This window comes from Vibrio coralliirubri (assembly GCF_024347375.1).
Classification (GTDB): Bacteria; Pseudomonadota; Gammaproteobacteria; order Enterobacterales; family Vibrionaceae; genus Vibrio; species Vibrio coralliirubri.
This window is the reverse complement of sequence record NZ_AP025471.1, coordinates 736,869-755,418: the sequence shown is the minus strand read 5'-3', so window position 1 is coordinate 755,418 and position 18,550 is coordinate 736,869. Positions and strand designations below refer to the sequence as shown.

The following is an 18,550-nucleotide window of genomic DNA, read 5'->3' as shown; positions in this document are numbered from 1 at the left end:
GAGGCTCGGTGGCGATTTTCCGATTATTGGAGTCATGTTATGTTTCAACACTTCTTTTCGGACTACCTTGTTAAACTTCAACAAACGAACCAGCAATGGTGGGACAGCTTTGAACAAAACAAGGAAGCCGCGCAATCTCCCCTAAACCAAGCGATGCAAGAATTGAACTTTGATGATGCATCAAAAATCTTCGTGCAAGCCGCCAACCAACCCGCCGTTCTGCTTCAGTTACAATCTCAATGGTGGGAACAGCAACTTAAGATCTGGCAGAATGCCGCGCTGATGGGCAACACCGAGAGTGTTATCTCAGAAGACCGCAGCGACAAGCGCTTTATTGATGAAGCGTGGAAAAACGACCCGTTCTACAGCTTTATCAAACAATCCTATTTGTTATTCAGTAAAAGCTATATCGACACCATCAACTCGATCGAAGGTATTGACGAAAAAACCAAAGAGCGAGTGGCGTTCTTTTCTCGTCAGGCAATCAATGCACTTTCTCCAAGCAACTTTATTGCGACTAACCCAGAGTTGATGAAACTGACGCTTGAGCGAAATGGTGAAAACCTTCTCGATGGGTTAGAACAGTTACAAGCAGACGTTGAAGCAAGCGCCGATATACTCAAGATCCGCATGACAAACAACAACGCTTTCCGATTGGGTGTAGATGTTGCGAACACTGAAGGTGATGTTGTCTTTCAAAACGAGCTGTTTGAGCTGATTCAGTATCATCCAAAGACACCGCAGGTTAACGCGACGCCTTTGTTGATCGTTCCGCCGTTCATCAATAAGTACTACATTCTTGACCTTCGTGAGAAGAACTCGATGGTGCGCTGGTTACTTGAGCAAGGACATAGCGTATTCATGATGTCTTGGCGCAACCCAGGTGAAGCGCAGAAAGACACTGAGTTTGGTGATTATGTCACGGAAGGCGTGGTTAAAGCCGTTGCTGCGATTGAAGACATCACAGGTAAAGAGCAAATCAATGCGGCGGGTTACTGTATTGGCGGCACGGTGTTGGCTTCGACGGTGGCTTACTACGCTGCGAAACGCATGAAAAAGCGCATCAAAACAGCGACCTTCTTTACCACCTTGTTGGACTTCTCGCAGCCGGGTGAGGTGGGCGCGTATATCAACGAAACGATCATTAACGCGATCGAGAAGCAGAACGATGGCAAAGGCTATATGGATGGTCGCTCATTGAGCGTGACGTTCAGTTTGCTTCGTGAAAACAGTCTGTACTGGAACTACTACATTGATAACTACCTCAAAGGCAGCAGCCCGATGGAGTTTGATCTTCTGTACTGGAACAGTGACAGTACAAACGTGGCGGCCAAGTGTCATAACTTCTTGTTGCGAGAGCTTTATCTAGAAAACAAACTGGTTCAAGACAAAGGCGTGAAAGTGGGCGGTGTTTGGATTGATCTCAATAAGATAAAAATACCAAGCTACTTCATTTCAGCCAAAGAAGATCATATCGCGCTTTGGCAGGGGACTTACCGTGGTGCCTTGAATACCGGTGGCAACAAGACGTTCGTGCTTGGTGAATCTGGTCATATTGCGGGTATTGTTAACCACCCAGATAAGAAGAAGTACGGGTTCTGGCTGAATGACAACCTAGATGACTCGGCGGACGAGTGGCTAACTAATGCGACTCACAATGAGGGGTCTTGGTGGACACACTGGAATCAGTGGCTACAAGCTTTTGAAACTGAAGAAAAAATCGAACCTTTCAATCAAGGCTCAGAGCTTAATCCTGTGATTGGCAAAGCGCCAGGCAACTATGTAAAACAGGTGCTGCCGATTGTCGATCAAGAGCAGGTTGATAAAGAGACCGCAGAGAAAGAAGCGCCAGAAAACGAAGCTTAGGGCGTTAAGTCACATTCGATAATAAAGATACACAACGTCAGATAATAAAAAAGCCACTGAAAGTGAACTGACCCCCAATAGTTGGACACCAATTATTGGGGGTCTTTTTATGTCCAAATATAGCCGAGAGCTAAAATGTATCATTGCTAAGCAATACTTAGATGGCACGTCATCTCTCTACTTAGCAAAACAATATTCAATTTCTTCAAGGCAGATACGGTATTGGGCTCAAGTCTTTGCCATCCATGGTACTGATTCATTTTTACCAACTAATCATGCCGCGACTGCTCAAACAAAACGAAAAGCATTGAATTTAATGTGGACGAATGAATGGTCTCTCACGCACACTAGCGCTGTATTAAACCTCTCATCCCCTGGAATACTCTCTGTCTGGCTTAAACGATTTAATGAGCTCGGTATCAAGGGGCTCGAAATGCGCCAGAAAGGAAGACCCTCAATGAAACAGCAACCTCAACGTACCACTAAGCCTGATAATGAAATGACACTTGAGGAGCTAAAAGAGGAGTTGGTCTACTTACGAACCGAGAATGCCGTTCTAAAAAAGTTGGAAGAGTTGGAGCAGAAAAAAAACCGTCGAACAAAGAAAAAGCGGTCATAGCTCTAACTCTTAAAGGCAAGTACCCATTAAAGCACTTACTGCACACTCTACAGTTGGCAAAAAGTGTCTTTTATTATCAGGCTCAAACGAGCAAGCGCCAAAATAGCTACGAACGTGAGCTGCGGTTGATAAAGTCAATTTATCATGAACATAAGGGGCGATACGGCTACCGCCGTATTCACTTGGAACTAAAGAATCAGGGGTTCGTGCTTAATCACAAAACGGTTCAAAGGCTTATGGCTCAGCTCAACCTTAAATCGACGGTCAGGATTAAAAAGTATCGTTCATACCGAGGAGAGTCAGGAAAAGCTGCTCCCAACGTTCTTGAAAGAGATTTTAGTGCGACTCAACCCGATGAAAAGTGGGTAACTGATGTCACGGAGTTCAAAGTCAAAGAGCAGAAAGTATACTTATCTCCCGTTGTCGACTTGTTTACTCAGGAGGTGGTTGCTTATAGAGTGGCCAAAAATGCCTGCTTGCCGCTTGTCACAGATATGCTGACGGAAGCTATATCAACGCTTAAACCCAACTCAAAGCCAATTATACATAGCGATCAAGGTTGGCAATATCGCCATCGACAGTATCAGAAAAAGGTAGCGGAGAGTGGGTTAACGCAAAGCATGTCGAGAAAAGGTAACTGCTTGGATAATGCTGTTGCTGAAAACTTTTTTGCTTTACTCAAAACCGAGATGTATCACAACCAAAGCTTTGAAGATGCAGATGCTCTGATAGAGCAGATTAAAGAATACATCGAGTACTACAATACCAAACGTATAAAAGTGAAACTAAAAGGCCTGACTCCGATAGAATATCGAACTCAGGCCTTGAAAGCCGCTTAACAGAAATGTCCAACTTTACGGGGTCACTTCAAATCAGTGGCTTTTTCGTATCAACTCATATCAGAATTATCTGGTAGAAGTTGATGTAATCTCGATTGTTAATCGATTTCTTTGTCTTTACCCATAGATAAAATCCAAAGAGATACGGCTGCAACACCTGCGAAGCCGCCAAGAATGATAACTGGCATAGCGCTGTAACCTAGGATGTGCCAAATTACGCTTTCTAAAGTACTCATTCAATCGCTCCTTATTGCCAGCCTTCAACGCCGTGCATGTCTGGTAGTTTGTGTGCAATACCTTTGTGACAGTCTACACACGTTTTTTCACCAGAAGCTAGCGCAGTCGAGTGTTGTTTCGCACTACGAGGGCTCTGCTCTGAGAAGTCCATGTAATCGAACTGGTGACAGTTACGACACTCAAGTGAATCGTTCTTCTTCAATCGAGCCCATTCGCGTTCCGCTAGGTGAGCACGACGTGCTTTGAACTTTTCTTCAGTATTGATGGTTTTCGCAATAAAGTGTGCGTATAGCTCTTTAGATGCTTGAACCTTACGAACAATTTTATCTGTCCATTCATGAGGTACGTGACAGTCTGAACAGATAGCACGAACACCAGAACGGTTAGAGTAGTGAATTGTCTCTTGGATTTCAGCAACGATAGGTGCGTGACAGCCAGAACAGAATTCTTCCGTGTTGGTTGCCTCCATACCCGTGTTGAATGCACCCCAGAACAAAAGACCACCCGAGAAACCCAAGAACAAAACAACGCCTACGGCTGCTTTACTTGGTGTCGCGAGTCTTTTCCAAAACGCTTTAAGTAATTTTATCATATATAGCCTCTCTTACAGTCCGGCTACGATTAACGCAGTGAATCTACAGGTTTGAACTCGTTCTCAACTAGTGGCTTAGCATTAGCTTGAGGTACGTGACACTGTAGACAGAAGTAACGACGAGGTGATACGTCTGCAAGTACCGCATCTTCACGGTTCATGTAGTGAGTTACACTCACTTTAGTAGCACCCATTTCTTTTGCGTTTTTCCAGCTGTGGCAAGAAAGACACTTGTTAGCGTTAAGAGAAACTTCATAGCTACGAATAGTATGAGGCACTAGAGGTGGTTGGTATACGTAGTCACTCTCAAGTACTTGGTCACGAGGGAACTTTTTGAAGTCATCTGCTGCGCGAGTTGCTTCAAGTTCACTTGCACCACGTAGAGATTCTACGCCACCAATGCCGCCTGGGTTATCCAGTTCAGCTTCAGCTTGAACTGCACCAGCTAGCAAAAGACCAGCTGATAGTAGGGCAGTAATCAGTTTTTTCATGGTTAATTTCTCCGCCTAAAGGCTAATTCTTTGAGTGGACTACTTCTTTCAAAAAGTAACGAAAAAAGCAGTCGCAATATTAAATACGTCAGATCTACGAGCTAAGTGGTAAGAACATATTGTCCTTAAGCGACCTTAGTGATCTTAACTGGACACTTCTTGTAATCCGTCTGTTTAGACAGAGGATCCGTTGCATCCAAGATCAACTTGTTGATCAGAATTCTTGCATCAAAGAATGGTACGAATACCAAGCCTTGTGGTGGACGGTTACGACCACGAGTTTCAACACGAACGCGTACTTCACCACGTTTGTTTTCGATAAGAACTTCATCACCACGGCGAAGACCACGAGCTTTAGCATCCGCAGGGTGGATGTAACAAAGTGCATCCGGTACTGCTTTGTAAAGTTCTGGTACACGACGAGTCATAGTACCTGTGTGCCAGTGCTCAAGAACACGGCCTGTACATAGCCACATATCGTATTCATCGCTTGGTACTTCAGGTGGCGCTTCGTATGGTGCATTGATGATCAGCGCTTTACCATCTGGCTTACCGTAGAAGTCCCAATCAGATCCTTTCTTAGCATATGGATCTGAACCTTCTTTAAAGCGCCATAGTGTTTCTTTACCGTCAACAACAGGCCAACGTAGACCACGAACTTGGTGGTAGCGATCGTATGGTGCTAAATCGTGACCGTGGCCGCGACCAAAGGCTGCGTATTCTTCGAATAGACCTTTTTGAACGTAGAAACCTTGAGCTTGTGCATCGTCGTTAAGCTCTTGAGCTTCAGACAGTGGGAATGCATCAACATTGCCGTTTTTGTAAAGCACGTCGTACATGGTTTTGCCACGGTACTCAGGCATTTTCGCAACCAGTTCTTCACCCCAAACTTCTTCAATAGTGAAGCGCTTAGAGAACTCCATGATTTGCCATAGGTCAGACTTAGCTTCACCTACGGTTTTCACTTGTTGGTACCATGCTTGTGTACGACGCTCTGCGTTACCGTAAGCACCTTCTTTTTCGATCCACATTGCTGTTGGAAGGATAAGGTCAGCTGCTTGTGCAGTAGCGGTAGGGTATGGGTCTGAAACAACAATGAAGTTATCTGGGTTACGGTAACCTGGCAGACGTTCAGTGTTGATGTTTGGACCAGCTTGCATGTTGTTGTTACACATTACCCAGTAAGCGTTGATCTTACCGTCTTTAAGCATACGGTCTTGAACAACAGCGTGAGCACCTGGCTTGCCATTTAGAGTGCCTTCTGGAAGTTTCCAGATGTCTTCTGCAATCTTACGGTGTTTAGGGTTAGCAACAACCATATCTGCCGGTAGACGGTGAGAGAACGTACCAACTTCACGAGCTGTACCACACGCAGATGGTTGGCCAGTTAGTGAGAATGGGCTGTTACCTGGAGTAGAAATCTTACCTGTTAGCAGGTGAATGTTGTACACAAGGCTGTTCATCCATACGCCACGAGTATGTTGGTTCATACCCATAGTCCAAAGTGACATTACTTTGATGTTTGGATCGGCGTATTGCTTAGCCAGTTTGATAAGGTCTTCTTGAGATACACCTGACATTTCAGACGCTTTCTCAACTGTGTATTCAGCAACAGACGCTTTGTAGTCTTCGAAAGAGATAGCAGTCATTTCACCTGAGTTAGGGTTTGCTGCTGCTTTCTGTAGTGGATCATCGTCACGCAGACCGTAACCGATGTCTGTCGTTGCTTGCTTGAAGTTCGTGTGTTTATTCACGAAATCCCAGTTAACCGCATCGTTTTGAATGATGTAGTTAGCAATGAAGTTAGCAATTGCTAGATCTGATTGAGGTTCGAAGATATAACCTGTGTCTGCAAGCTCGAAAGAACGGTGGTAGTAAGTAGACAGTACGTTTACTTTAACGTGTGGGTGGCTTAGACGACGGTCTGTAATACGAGTCCATAGTACTGGGTGCATTTCTGCCATGTTTGAACCCCACAGTACGAATGCGTCTGCGTGTTCAAAGTCATCGTAACAACCCATTGGCTCATCGATACCGAAAGTACGCATGAATGCGCCTACCGCTGAAGCCATACAGTGACGAGCGTTTGGATCGATGTTGTTTGAACGGAAACCCGCTTTCATCATCTTAACGGCTGCGTAGCCTTCCATTACTGTCCATTGGCCTGAACCGAACATACCAACACCTGTTGGACCGTTCTTCTTCAGTGAAGCTTTCCATTTCTCAGCCATCACGTCGAACGCTTTGTCCCAAGATACGGGTGCGAAATCACCGTCTTTATGGAACTCGCCATCTTTCATACGAAGAAGAGGTTGTTCTAAACGGTCTTTGCCATACATGATTTTTGAAAGGAAGTAACCTTTGATACAGTTAAGGCCTTTGTTTACTGGTGCTTCTGGGTCGCCTTGAGTCGCAACCACTTTGCCGTTTTGAGTACCTACTAGTACCGAACAGCCCGTACCACAAAAACGACAAGGCGCTTTATCCCACGTGATTTTTGTTTGATCAGAGCTAGCAATCAGGTTGGTTGCAGTTGCCGGTAGAGTTACACCTGCAACGGCTGCCGCTGATGCAGCTGCGTTTGCTTTCACAAACGCACGTCTTGTCATTTTCATACTTCACCCTCAAGTTGAGAATTGTTGCTTCCAGTTTCTAAATCCGTTTCGTCCAGTCCAGTTTCGATTTGGTGATAAACCAAAGCTGTCCCTAAAACGTTCGTAATATTATTAATTTCTTCGATGGTATCCGTTACAAAACCTTGGTTCTCGGTTTCTAGGACCACTATGATTTTGCCTTCAGGGCTACTGCCGTAAATCTCTGCATTATCGAACTGCTCGATTTGTGCTTTGATCTCGTCTAGATGCTCTGGGCTCACATGCACGACTAAACTTGATATATGCACTTCATTTAGTGCCATAAATTGCTCTCGTTATTTTTGTTTTATGCATTACTCACAAGAATAGCTGAAGTAGGGCAAACTGCTACGCAGGCTCCACAACCGCTACACTCATCTAACTTGATTTTTGGTAGAGCAACACTGCCTGCTCTAAGTTGAAATTGAATCGCCATAGGTTCACACATGTCACCACAGCTTCGGCATTCAACATTTTGTTGCGCTAAACACTTATCAGAGATATGTGCTTTTGCTTGCCAAGGCTCTCCTTGCTTTGGCTTAAAAATGGGTTCGGGACAAACATCTGCACATTGATAGCAGAACGTACACTCATCAATAGAGAAATCGACAGTGGGAAAGCCACCATCGCCTACAATGATTATCTTAGTCTCACAACTCTCGATGCATTTACCGCAGCGAGTACAGTCATCTGTAAAGCTTTCTAGGCTGTCAATCCAAGGCAAGCGAATCTGGCTTGTGTCAACTTTTCGTCTTGAAAAAAGACGGCGTTTTGATAGATCTACCACTAGATACCTATAGATGTTACTAAGATGTTGTAATTGTAGGCCATTATTCTATTAATATCTTGTAATGAGTCCTCACAAGTAGTGTAGTTTTAGAAACAATTGTATAAATACCCCCTAAGGGCTAATTGGGGGCATATATTGTCTTAGATCAATAAATTACGGAGCGAGTGATCACATATTGAATGGAGCTATGATTTTTGATGTGTGACAATACGATATCGCTGGCAAGTCATTTATCAATAGGAAGGCACTTTTGCTTATAAAACCGGTTTCATCTGTAACAAGTACGATAGCAAAATCTTTGCTCTCTATACTGCTGTTGTCGGTTGCTACGACTGGCTTTGCCATCTTTACTTTAGCTTCAAGTTTGAATGATGCGGAAGCGGTTAACGTGGCCGGTTCAATGCGAATGCAAAGCTACCGTTTAGCCCATGATATTCAAATAGAATCCGTCGATTACGAATCCCATATTCGTGAATTCGAAAGTTCTCTTTACTCGCCATCGATGACCAATTTGGTCAGTTGGAATGTTCCGACAGACATCACAGAAGATTACTATTTAATTATCGGCCGTTGGCATGAGCTGAAACAGGTCTTGAATAGCGAAGAGCGCGAGCACTATCTCGTGTTGGTTGAAAACTTCGTGGCTGAAATCGATGGCTTCGTTTATAAGCTGCAAGAGTTCTCTGAAGACAAGTTAATAAAGTTAGCGTGGGCTGGTGGTATCGGCCTTGGTGGAATTCTGGTCATATCTCTTTTTGTTGTTCACTTTGTACGTAAACAAGTTGTTAAGCCACTCCATGCGCTCGTCGGAGCCAGTCAGCGGATCAAAAACAGTGACTTTGAGGTGGAATTAAAAGTCACTAACAACAATGAACTGGGTATTCTGACTAAGACGTTTAACTCGATGGCCAAAGATTTGGGCGTGCTCTATCGAAACCTTGAGTCTGTTGTCGACGCTAAGACGGTCGAGTTGCAAAACGCCAACCAATCTTTGCAGGCGCTTTATCACTCTTCACAAGAGCTCACGGTTACACGTATCGCCCCAGAAAACTTCCGAGCTATTCTGCAGCACCTAGTCAGTCTCGAAGGGATAGAATCGTTAAGGCTTGAGATTGCCGATAGTTCGGGTCGTTCGTTGATTATGGACGAAGGGTATGATTCGAACTTGGACTATGAAAAGTTTGAAATGAAGTTGGATGATAACGAGCTTATCTTGGGCTATTTATATTGTTCATATCATCATGGTCATTCAACCAAGACGCTGATTGAGAGCTTTATCCAACTGTTATCACGAGCGATCTATTATAATCGCGCGCAGAAGAAAGCAGAACAGCTTATTATAATGGAAGAGCGTGCAACGATTGCGCGTGAACTTCACGATTCATTGGCTCAATCACTGTCGTATCTGAAAATCCAAGTAACGTTGTTGAAGCGTGTGATTGGCAAATTGCCAGAACAACAGCATCGAGAGCAATCTGAACAAATAGCGTCGGAAATCGGCAACGGTTTAGCGGATGCCTATACTCAATTACGAGAGTTGCTCACAACCTTTAGGTTGACGATAAAAGAGGGCAACTTCGGAGATGCTTTAAGCACCATGCTTGAAGAGCTCAGTGAAAGAACAGATGCAAAGATTAACCTAACCAATAATCTTTCATCCATAGAGCTTGATGCACACAGTCAGGTTCACTTGCTTCAATTGATTCGTGAAGCAACAATAAACGCAATAAAACACGCCAATGCCGACTTGATAGATGTATGCTGTATCGATGAAGAAGGTGAAGTATTCGTCGTGATTAAAGATAATGGAGATGGCTTTGATTCAAGTAGTTCTAAGATGAACCACTACGGGATGAGCATTATGCAGGAGCGTGCGGCAAGACTGAATGGCGATTTATCGATTGAAGCGGCTCAAGGTGAAGGCTGTACAGTCATATTGAAATATAAAAGTTTGAAGGAAGTTAAAGTTGACGATTTGTAAAGTAATGCTGGTTGATGATCATCCATTGATGCGCAGAGGTATAAGCCAATTACTGAGCTTTGAAGATGAATTCGAAGTGATTGCAGAAGCAAGTAACGGTACTGAAGCAGTCGCTCTTGCTCATGAAGAAGAACCTGACTTGATCCTTTTGGATCTTAATATGAAAGGCATGTCTGGACTTGATACGCTGAAAGCACTTCGTACTGATGGCTCAAGCGCTAACATCGTTATTCTAACGGTTTCTGACAGCCCTGCAGACATTGAAGCGATTGTAAAAGCAGGCGCTGATGGCTACTTGTTGAAAGACACAGAACCCGATGAGTTAATTGAACTGCTTAAGCAAGCACACAGCGGTGACAAAGCTTACAGCAGTGTGGTTGCTCGTTACCTAAATGATGCTGGTAGCCGCAATGATATCTTCGATCAACTGACTGAACGCGAAATGCAGATCCTTCAAGAAGTCGCAAAAGGTTACCGTAATAAGCAGATCGCCGATCACCTGTTTATTTCTGAATCGACAGTTAAGGTACATATGAAAAGCTTGTTGAAAAAGCTGCAAGTGCCTTCCCGTACCGCTGCAACGGTTCTGTATCTAGAACGCTATGGTGAAATGAAGTAGGGCTTGTTCCTTTGAGATAACACTATTTCAAGCCTGACTGTTTATACATATCTCGATAGTTTTAACGATGTTGAGAAAGTGGTATTAAAAAAGGCGCTGAACTTATTAGGTTCTGAAGTGACCCCGTAAAGTTGGACATTTCTGTTAAGCGGCTTTCAAGGCCTGAGTTCGATATTCTATCGGAGTCAGGCCTTTTAGTTTCACTTTTATACGTTTGGTATTGTAGTACTCGATGTATTCTTTAATCTGCTCTATCAGAGCATCTGCATCTTCAAAGCTTTGGTTGTGATACATCTCGGTTTTGAGTAAAGCAAAAAAGTTTTCAGCAACAGCATTATCCAAGCAGTTACCTTTTCTCGACATGCTTTGCGTTAACCCACTCTCCGCTACCTTTTTCTGATACTGTCGATGGCGATATTGCCAACCTTGATCGCTATGTATAATTGGCTTTGAGTTGGGTTTAAGCGTTGATATAGCTTCCGTCAGCATATCTGTGACAAGCGGCAAGCAGGCATTTTTGGCCACTCTATAAGCAACCACCTCCTGAGTAAACAAGTCGACAACGGGAGATAAGTATACTTTCTGCTCTTTGACTTTGAACTCCGTGACATCAGTTACCCACTTTTCATCGGGTTGAGTCGCACTAAAATCTCTTTCAAGAACGTTGGGAGCAGCTTTTCCTGACTCTCCTCGGTATGAACGATACTTTTTAATCCTGACCGTCGATTTAAGGTTGAGCTGAGCCATAAGCCTTTGAACCGTTTTGTGATTAAGCACGAACCCCTGATTCTTTAGTTCCAAGTGAATACGGCGGTAGCCGTATCGCCCCTTATGTTCATGATAAATTGACTTTATCAACCGCAGCTCACGTTCGTAGCTATTTTGGCGCTTGCTCGTTTGAGCCTGATAATAAAAGACACTTTTTGCCAACTGTAGAGTGTGCAGTAAGTGCTTTAATGGGTACTTGCCTTTAAGAGTTAGAGCTATGACCGCTTTTTCTTTGTTCGACGGTTTTTTTTCTGCTCCAACTCTTCCAACTTTTTTAGAACGGCATTCTCGGTTCGTAAGTAGACCAACTCCTCTTTTAGCTCCTCAAGTGTCATTTCATTATCAGGCTTAGTGGTACGTTGAGGTTGCTGTTTCATTGAGGGTCTTCCTTTCTGGCGCATTTCGAGCCCCTTGATACCGAGCTCATTAAATCGTTTAAGCCAGACAGAGAGTATTCCAGGGGATGAGAGGTTTAATACAGCGCTAGTGTGCGTGAGAGACCATTCATTCGTCCACATTAAATTCAATGCTTTTCGTTTTGTTTGAGCAGTCGCGGCATGATTAGTTGGTAAAAATGAATCAGTACCATGGATGGCAAAGACTTGAGCCCAATACCGTATCTGCCTTGAAGAAATTGAATATTGTTTTGCTAAGTAGAGAGATGACGTGCCATCTAAGTATTGCTTAGCAATGATACATTTTAGCTCTCGGCTATATTTGGACATAAAAAGACCCCCAATAATTGGTGTCCAACTATTGGGGGTCAGTTCATTCAGCGCCTTTTTGTTTACGCATTTTATATCAGTATTGGTGTTCGTTTGTTCTCGTTCTTTGAGATTAGAAACTTAAGGCTTACGCCGCCATTGGAACCAATACAAGCGTACCGAAGATAACCGTGATAAGACCACAGATTACAGGTACAGACGTACGTTTTACTACTTCAAATGGGCTGATTTTACCCATACCAGATGTCGCTACAATTACACCAGATACTGGCGAAATGGTACGGCCTAGGTTCGATGCTTGAAGCATTGGGATGATTAGGAACGCTGGGTTCAAGCCCATTTTCGCCGCTAATGATGGAGCTAGCTCTACGAATGCATAGAATGGCGCGTTACCAGAACCTGTCGCGATAGCAGCAGCCACCGTTAGACCCGTCAGAATAAGCATCAATGCGATACCGCCTGCGCCTGCCGATTCAGCAAGACCGATTAGGTTATCAATCGCACCGATAGACATTAGACCTTGAGCAAATACGCCCGCCGCAACCAACAGCATTACCACGCCTTTGAACGCGTCAGCCATGCCTTGGTAGCAAGAGTCTAAATCTTCTAGTGTTTTCTCGCCGTCAAACTTCTTAACAACGTAATCGATAACTGCGCCCACGAAGATAGAACCGACCACAATAGTGTAGATATCAAGTGACAGCCCTGGAATCGTACGACCGTTGAATAGGAAAACGCCGATGATAGGTAGGAATGGAAGTGCAGCGTAGAAAGCCGGTGCCGTTGTTTCGATTTCAGAAACGTCTACTTTTTCCATTGGTGTGTTTTCTTTCTTATCTAGGTACTTGTTCCAAAAGAAAGCCGCACCTGCCATCACGATGATCGCACAGATAGAAACAGGCAGTACTGTTTGAACAGCAAACACATCAAGAGACATGCCTGATTTTTCTGCCGCGATAACCACATCACCAGAGGTTGGTGAAAGAATGATGGCTGCAGGTGACGCACAAACCGCAACTGCTGCTGGGCGAGAAATACCCATTGCCGTCATCATTGGGAATAAGGTTGCCATCAATAGCACACCAAGACCCGTTGCAGAACTTACTGCTAGAGACATTAGACACGCTACGATGTAAGCCGCAACAAGAAGTACATAGGGAGATTTGATCGCAGCAAGTGGTTTAGAGAACTGTTTCACTACCACGTTGTTAGCACCAATGTGCGTCATGTAAGAAGCAAAACCACAAAGAAGCATGATTTGCATGCCTAGGCCGCCCCCGCGGTACTGAAGCATGTATTTAACAAATTCTAGTGAGTCGGTAACCATGTTACCTGTTGAAGCGACTTTAGCTGGTAAGACTGTGTGACCAATAAGGCCGGTGATAAGAAGTAGGGCAAGGCCAGCAGTTAGTAATACGCCCGCCGCTTTATAGCCTTTTACAATAAAGTAACCAACAGCAATAGTAATCACTAATCCGATCAAGAGCTCTAACATAGAAATCTCCACAAAGTTTAAAAAATATAAGAAAGTGTTTCAGAATATGACAATGAATGTACAGAAAACTGCACTGTGGCACGAGGCATAGTTGAGGTTGATATGATCTAAGACAAACATTTTTTTCGATGTTAATTGTGGTTGTAAATCGTGATTAACTACTGTTGTTTAGATGTTAATAAACAAATTTTGTGGCTCGTTAGAATATAACTTGGATCACCTTTGATTGTTCTAGTTGCATATGGTGGTGTTGTTTTATAAATCGTGAGTGTTTTTTGTACTTTGGAAGGAAACGTGTAACGAAGTGGGTATTTATCGGAGTAAAGAGGTGGGAATCTTAGCTTTTAAGCTTACTTACATTTAAAGTTTACTTATGTTTAACGCCTACTTACTTCCCATAAGTAAGCGCTAAAACACAAGCTGGTACTAAAATATAATTAGGTTTAAAAATAGCGAGCGAGTTTAGTTTATATCAACGTCAGGAGTGTCATTTGAATACGTTGGCAGCTCAGAACAGATAACCTTCTTACAAAAATGAATCATCCCATAGCGAGTAATGAGTAAAAACTCTTCTCTATTCAATGGAATGTAAGGCATGGCGTCAGAAGATAGGGTAGAGCCTTCACTTATCATCACCTTTTCGTAAAACGACAACTCGCGATTCGGGATGATTTGTTGGTGTTGGTTCTCATCCAGTGAGATGTCGTGTTGAGTGACAGAGTAAGATCCCGATGACGTAAAGCCGACTTGCTTAGTCGATAGGCTTTGTTGCGTAATTCAATGGAACTAAATCAAGAACCTACGATCTGATCAGCTACCTCCACTCTATCTCGTAGTCCTATGCCTAAGCCTCGTTATAAAACAACCAACTGGAAGCAATACAACCGATCACTCATTAACCGTGGTTCTCTGACTTTTTGGATTGATGAAGAAGCAATAAGCGGATGGGCGCAAAGCAAACAGAATAAGCGCGGTAGGCCGCGTCGGTTCAGTGATTTAGCTATCACGACAGCACTCATGGTCAAACGAGTTTTTTCTATGCCATTGAGAGCGCTGCAAGGATTTATCGACTCGATATTTAGGTTAGCCCATGTACCGTTAAGTTGTCCGCATTACACCTGCATCAGTCGTAGAGCCAAGCAAGTTGAGGTTTCATTTAAGACTAAAACGAGAGGAGCGATACAGCACCTAGCCATTGATGCTACTGGCCTTAAGGTTTATGGCGAAGGTGAATGGAAAGTCAAAAAACATGGGACGGATGGCAAGCGTAGAGTCTGGCGAAAGCTGCATATTGCAGTCGATACCAACACTCATGAGATCATTGCCGCCGAGCTAAGTTTATCGACGGTTACAGATGGAGAAGTACTCCCGAACTTACTGAAACAAACACGCCGAAGTATCCTTGAGGTGTCTGGTGATGGCGCTTACGACACGAGAGCGTGTCACGCTGCTATTAAGATTAAGGGAGCTATTGCGCTTATTCCCCCAAGAGAAGGGGCTGCCTTCTGGGAGCGTGGTCACCCTCGAAATTTCGCCGTGGGTTGCCAGAAATTATACGACTCAAATAAGTATTGGAAAGAGCGGTATGGATACCACAAACGTTCACTCTCAGAAACAGCGATGTATCGAGTTAAACAGTTGCTAGGAGGGAAACTGAGCTTAAGAAATTACAATGCCCAGGTGGGTGAAACTTACGCGATGATAAAAGCGTTGAACAAGCTTACTGGGTTAGGTATGCCTGAAACTTGTCGTATTGACTAAGAAACAAGCGAAACGGGTTGGCTCTATCTCTAAATTTAATTACGCAACAAAGCCTAGTCGATACGTACAATAGGTCATAACTGTCATTCTTCTTAAACTCGATGTTAATAGCAGACTGGTTGTGAATCATATTATTGGACGGGTTAATAATCGATGCTGTATTGGCTAAATAATGCCCTTCAAGATGTGACTTGGGAATAAAGGTAGAAACCCAGCCGACTAATACGCCAAGCAGTACCACAAAAATTGCTGTATTCGTTTTATTATTCACAAGTCACTCCTTTAAATCCGGCAGGGAAGCTCAGAGATTTTCCTGAATTATCGATGATGATTTTTCGTCCCTTATATTCATAAAGCGTCACGTTGAATAACTCATTAAAAGTGAATTCGTCGGATTCGATTTTACAAGAGATAAAATGTTGACCCACGAGATCTTCGCCTAGGCTATTTCTATCTAAATAAGAAAATAAATAATGGGATAAACCTGCAGCCACTACAAATAATGCAACCAGTGCTAATAGACTGTTTGTTTTTTTCGTAGCGGCCGTTGTCTCGGTTGTTGAGCTTTCAGGCGCTGTGTTGGTTTCAGGTTGTGTCGCTTTTTGCTTTGGTTGCGATTGAATTTTTCGCAGCGCGCGTTCTTTGTCTTGTGTCACTTGTCCTGCAAATCGGTAGCCTTTACCGCGCTCAGTGACGATGATCATCCCACTCTTATCTTCTAACGCTTTTCGGCAAATCGAGATGGTCTGCATTAGGCTGCCATCTTCAACATATATACCTTTAGACACCCACACTTGTTCAATAAGAACTTGGCGAGTGATCACCTCATTAGGTCTCGAGATAAAAAACTTAAGTAGCTCTGATTCATTAGAACCTATTGGGTAGGTACGGCCCGTCTTAAAGTGATGGATTTCACTCTCTTCTAAATTGACCTGTATATCATCATTGATAATAAATTCAGCAGACATCTGGGTTCTCATTGTTATAAGCGTTCTAACCTAAATATAACAAATCTTACAACAAACATAAACTTACTGATTTCATCGTCTTTGATATTTAACTGTCTGAATTTAAGTTAATTATTAACCTAATTAGATTTCCTTATATACCTTTTTGAGGTTGTTTAATGCGGTTTCAGGTGCTTGCCGTTAGTAGCTATTGGATCATTAACGGGTGACGCTGATTTAGTGGGTGTGGGTTAATTGCTCAAATTTCTTACGTAGTTTTATCAACGTGTCATTCCAACTCTGTGTTGCCTTGCTCTCTACGAATAAAAAGTCGAGCTTACCTCCGACTCAATCGGCAACTCAAATAACGATAAATCGCATGACCACACCAGTTAAATGCGAAAGCTACGAAGGAGCTGTTTTGAAAGATTTCAATAAGCCATATATATGTGGACTGATTACGCTTGCCTTACTCGGCTGTCAGTCTGAAGACTCGACTCAAGATGCCGTTTCGGTATTGGTTCCCTACAACATTAATGAACTACCAAAACCAAACGATGGGTATGGGTATGACGACGATGGAACAATATCCGGTGTCGGTGAAGACGCTGCCGCAATGTCATCGACCAATAATGCTTATTATCAGGACTACAACAATTCATACGCAGCCCTAGACGGCTGGGGACTTTGTGCAGAACCGATTTTAATTCCGCTTCAAAGTGTTAATTCTGACAAACGTTATCCACTCAATAACGAAACCTTAGCCGGGAATGTTGTATTAATTGATGACCTAACAGGCGAAGAAGTTATCACTCAAATATCCGCTGATGGTTCCAATATTAAAATTCAATGTGAATCAGGCTTAGCTGAGAGTCGTACTTATTCGATTGTAGTAACGGATGGGGTAAAAACTGAATTTAATGAGCCTTTAAAAGCAGATGCCAGCTTTGACGAGTTGATTTATTCAGACGTTCCATTAAATAACGAAAAAGAAGAAGTTCTTCAAGAGCAAGTATTGAGCGCTATTGATTCATATTATGCGTTATATCCAGATAAAGGTATTCCTGTATATGCAGCGCAATTTAAAACTCAGAGTTCTTATTCGTCACTAGACGCAATGAGGAATAACCACGTCAAGTTTAATACTAGATTCTTAGATGGTTATGGGCTTTGTTGCGTAATTCAATGGAACTAAATCAAGAACCTACGATCTGATCAGCTACCTCCACTCTATCTCGTAGTCCTATGCCTAAGCCTCGTTATAAAACAACCAACTGGAAGCAATACAACCGATCACTCATTAACCGTGGTTCTCTGACTTTTTGGATTGATGAAGAAGCAATAAGCGGATGGGCGCAAAGCAAACAGAATAAGCGCGGTAGGCCGCGTCGGTTCAGTGATTTAGCTATCACGACAGCACTCATGGTCAAACGAGTTTTTTCTATGCCATTGAGAGCGCTGCAAGGATTTATCGACTCGATATTTAGGTTAGCCCATGTACCGTTAAGTTGTCCGCATTACACCTGCATCAGTCGTAGAGCCAAGCAAGTTGAGGTTTCATTTAAGACTAAAACGAGAGGAGCGATACAGCACCTAGCCATTGATGCTACTGGCCTTAAGGTTTATGGCGAAGGTGAATGGAAAGTCAAAAAACATGGGACGGATGGCAAGCGTAGAGTCTGGCGAAAGCTGCATATTGCAGTCGATACCAACACTCATGAGATCATTGCCGCCGAGCTAAGTTTATCGACGGTTACAGATGGAGAAGTACTCCCGAACTTACTGAAACAAACACGCCGAAGTATCCTTGAGGTGTCTGGTGATGGCGCTTACGACACGAGAGCGTGTCACGCTGCTATTAAGATTAAGGGAGCTATTGCGCTTATTCCCCCAAGAGAAGGGGCTGCCTTCTGGGAGCGTGGTCACCCTCGAAATTTCGCCGTGGGTTGCCAGAAATTATACGACTCAAATAAGTATTGGAAAGAGCGGTATGGATACCACAAACGTTCACTCTCAGAAACAGCGATGTATCGAGTTAAACAGTTGCTAGGAGGGAAACTGAGCTTAAGAAATTACAATGCCCAGGTGGGTGAAACTTACGCGATGATAAAAGCGTTGAACAAGCTTACTGGGTTAGGTATGCCTGAAACTTGTCGTATTGACTAAGAAACAAGCGAAACGGGTTGG

General features: G+C 43.4%; 17 protein-coding genes and 3 pseudogenes. 8 read left to right on the top strand and 12 right to left on the bottom strand.

The genetic code is table 11. The features are described 5' to 3' along the window. Positions 1-39 precede the first annotated feature (39 nt). The 3 genes from phaC to OCV20_RS19955 all read left to right on the top strand — a co-directional run bounded on the left by phaC (position 40) and on the right by OCV20_RS19955 (position 3,324). On the top strand, positions 40-1,866 hold the full coding sequence (phaC, locus tag OCV20_RS19965; protein ID WP_086775960.1) for a class I poly(R)-hydroxyalkanoic acid synthase: 1,827 nt from the start codon (positions 40-42) through the stop codon (positions 1,864-1,866). Between the two features lie 109 nt (positions 1,867-1,975). Then, entirely contained in the window at positions 1,976-2,485 is a 510-nt protein-coding gene (locus OCV20_RS19960) for a helix-turn-helix domain-containing protein (protein WP_086774936.1), read from the top strand. Next, positions 2,482-3,324, top strand: a complete 843-nt coding sequence (locus OCV20_RS19955; RefSeq protein WP_108721729.1) for an IS3 family transposase — start codon at positions 2,482-2,484, stop codon at positions 3,322-3,324. Before OCV20_RS19960 ends, OCV20_RS19955 begins: the two co-directional genes overlap by 4 nt. Before the next feature lie 98 nt (positions 3,325-3,422). On the opposite strand, the gene OCV20_RS19950 is transcribed toward OCV20_RS19955, so the two are convergent. From OCV20_RS19950 to napF, 6 genes are all read right to left on the bottom strand, one after another. After that, complete coding sequence (locus OCV20_RS19950) at positions 3,423-3,560, bottom strand: TIGR02808 family protein (RefSeq protein ID WP_010430103.1); 138 nt, start codon at positions 3,558-3,560, stop codon at positions 3,423-3,425. Between the two features lie 11 nt (positions 3,561-3,571). Further along, complete coding sequence (locus OCV20_RS19945; RefSeq protein WP_009845456.1) at positions 3,572-4,153, bottom strand: NapC/NirT family cytochrome c; 582 nt, start codon at positions 4,151-4,153, stop codon at positions 3,572-3,574. Positions 4,154-4,182: 29 nt separating this feature from the next. Beyond that, on the bottom strand, positions 4,183-4,644 hold the full coding sequence (locus tag OCV20_RS19940; protein WP_017062614.1) for a nitrate reductase cytochrome c-type subunit: 462 nt from the start codon (positions 4,642-4,644) through the stop codon (positions 4,183-4,185). Positions 4,645-4,769: 125 nt separating this feature from the next. Then, positions 4,770-7,259: a periplasmic nitrate reductase subunit alpha gene (gene napA, locus OCV20_RS19935; protein WP_048613540.1), complete on the bottom strand. Its 2,490-nt coding sequence runs from the start codon at positions 7,257-7,259 to the stop codon at positions 4,770-4,772. Continuing rightward, complete coding sequence (locus OCV20_RS19930) at positions 7,256-7,561, bottom strand: chaperone NapD (protein WP_019824440.1); 306 nt, start codon at positions 7,559-7,561, stop codon at positions 7,256-7,258. The genes napA and OCV20_RS19930 overlap by 4 nt, the downstream gene beginning before the upstream one ends. A 23-nt stretch (positions 7,562-7,584) precedes the next feature. Then, on the bottom strand, positions 7,585-8,064 hold the full coding sequence (gene napF, locus OCV20_RS19925) for a ferredoxin-type protein NapF (protein ID WP_086775302.1): 480 nt from the start codon (positions 8,062-8,064) through the stop codon (positions 7,585-7,587). Between the two features lie 253 nt (positions 8,065-8,317). On the opposite strand from napF, the gene narQ reads away from it, so the two are divergent. Beyond that, positions 8,318-10,048 (top strand): nitrate/nitrite two-component system sensor histidine kinase NarQ, encoded by a 1,731-nt coding sequence (narQ, locus tag OCV20_RS19920; RefSeq protein WP_086775303.1) that lies wholly within the window; start codon positions 8,318-8,320, stop codon positions 10,046-10,048. Continuing rightward, on the top strand, positions 10,035-10,667 hold the full coding sequence (locus OCV20_RS19915) for a response regulator (RefSeq protein ID WP_008219279.1): 633 nt from the start codon (positions 10,035-10,037) through the stop codon (positions 10,665-10,667). Before narQ ends, OCV20_RS19915 begins: the two co-directional genes overlap by 14 nt. A 144-nt stretch (positions 10,668-10,811) precedes the next feature. On the opposite strand, the gene OCV20_RS19910 is transcribed toward OCV20_RS19915, so the two are convergent. The 4 genes and pseudogenes from OCV20_RS19910 to OCV20_RS19895 form a co-directional block, all read right to left on the bottom strand. Next, on the bottom strand, positions 10,812-11,654 hold the full coding sequence (locus OCV20_RS19910; RefSeq protein ID WP_108721729.1) for an IS3 family transposase: 843 nt from the start codon (positions 11,652-11,654) through the stop codon (positions 10,812-10,814). After that, a complete protein-coding gene (locus OCV20_RS19905) occupies positions 11,651-12,160 on the bottom strand; it encodes a helix-turn-helix domain-containing protein (protein WP_086774936.1) in 510 nt (169 codons plus the stop codon). Before OCV20_RS19905 ends, OCV20_RS19910 begins: the two co-directional genes overlap by 4 nt. A 127-nt stretch (positions 12,161-12,287) precedes the next feature. Further along, positions 12,288-13,655, bottom strand: coding sequence for an anaerobic C4-dicarboxylate transporter DcuC (gene dcuC, locus OCV20_RS19900; RefSeq protein WP_009845449.1), 1,368 nt, complete (start codon positions 13,653-13,655; stop codon positions 12,288-12,290). A 462-nt stretch (positions 13,656-14,117) separates the two neighbouring features. Then, positions 14,118-14,417 (bottom strand): annotated as a pseudogene (locus tag OCV20_RS19895) (hypothetical protein); the annotation flags it as partial. Positions 14,418-14,495: 78 nt separating this feature from the next. Here OCV20_RS19895 and OCV20_RS19890 point away from each other — a divergent pair. Then, positions 14,496-15,416, top strand: coding sequence for an IS5 family transposase (locus tag OCV20_RS19890; protein WP_086773621.1), 921 nt, complete (start codon positions 14,496-14,498; stop codon positions 15,414-15,416). 52 nt (positions 15,417-15,468) lie between these two features. Here OCV20_RS19890 and OCV20_RS19885 read toward each other — a convergent pair. Both OCV20_RS19885 and OCV20_RS19880 read right to left on the bottom strand, forming a co-directional pair. Further along, positions 15,469-15,687 (bottom strand): annotated as a pseudogene (locus OCV20_RS19885) (hypothetical protein); the annotation flags it as partial. Then, positions 15,680-16,384: a winged helix-turn-helix domain-containing protein gene (locus OCV20_RS19880; RefSeq protein ID WP_086775623.1), complete on the bottom strand. Its 705-nt coding sequence runs from the start codon at positions 16,382-16,384 to the stop codon at positions 15,680-15,682. The gene OCV20_RS19880 and the pseudogene OCV20_RS19885, both read right to left, overlap by 8 nt. Before the next feature lie 358 nt (positions 16,385-16,742). On the opposite strand from OCV20_RS19880, the pseudogene OCV20_RS19875 reads away from it, so the two are divergent. Both OCV20_RS19875 and OCV20_RS19870 read left to right on the top strand, forming a co-directional pair. Next, positions 16,743-17,516, top strand: a pseudogene (locus OCV20_RS19875) (lipase); the annotation flags it as partial. Positions 17,517-17,608: 92 nt separating this feature from the next. Beyond that, positions 17,609-18,529 (top strand): IS5 family transposase, encoded by a 921-nt coding sequence (locus OCV20_RS19870; protein WP_086773621.1) that lies wholly within the window; start codon positions 17,609-17,611, stop codon positions 18,527-18,529. The last annotated feature ends 21 nt before the right edge of the window (positions 18,530-18,550 follow it).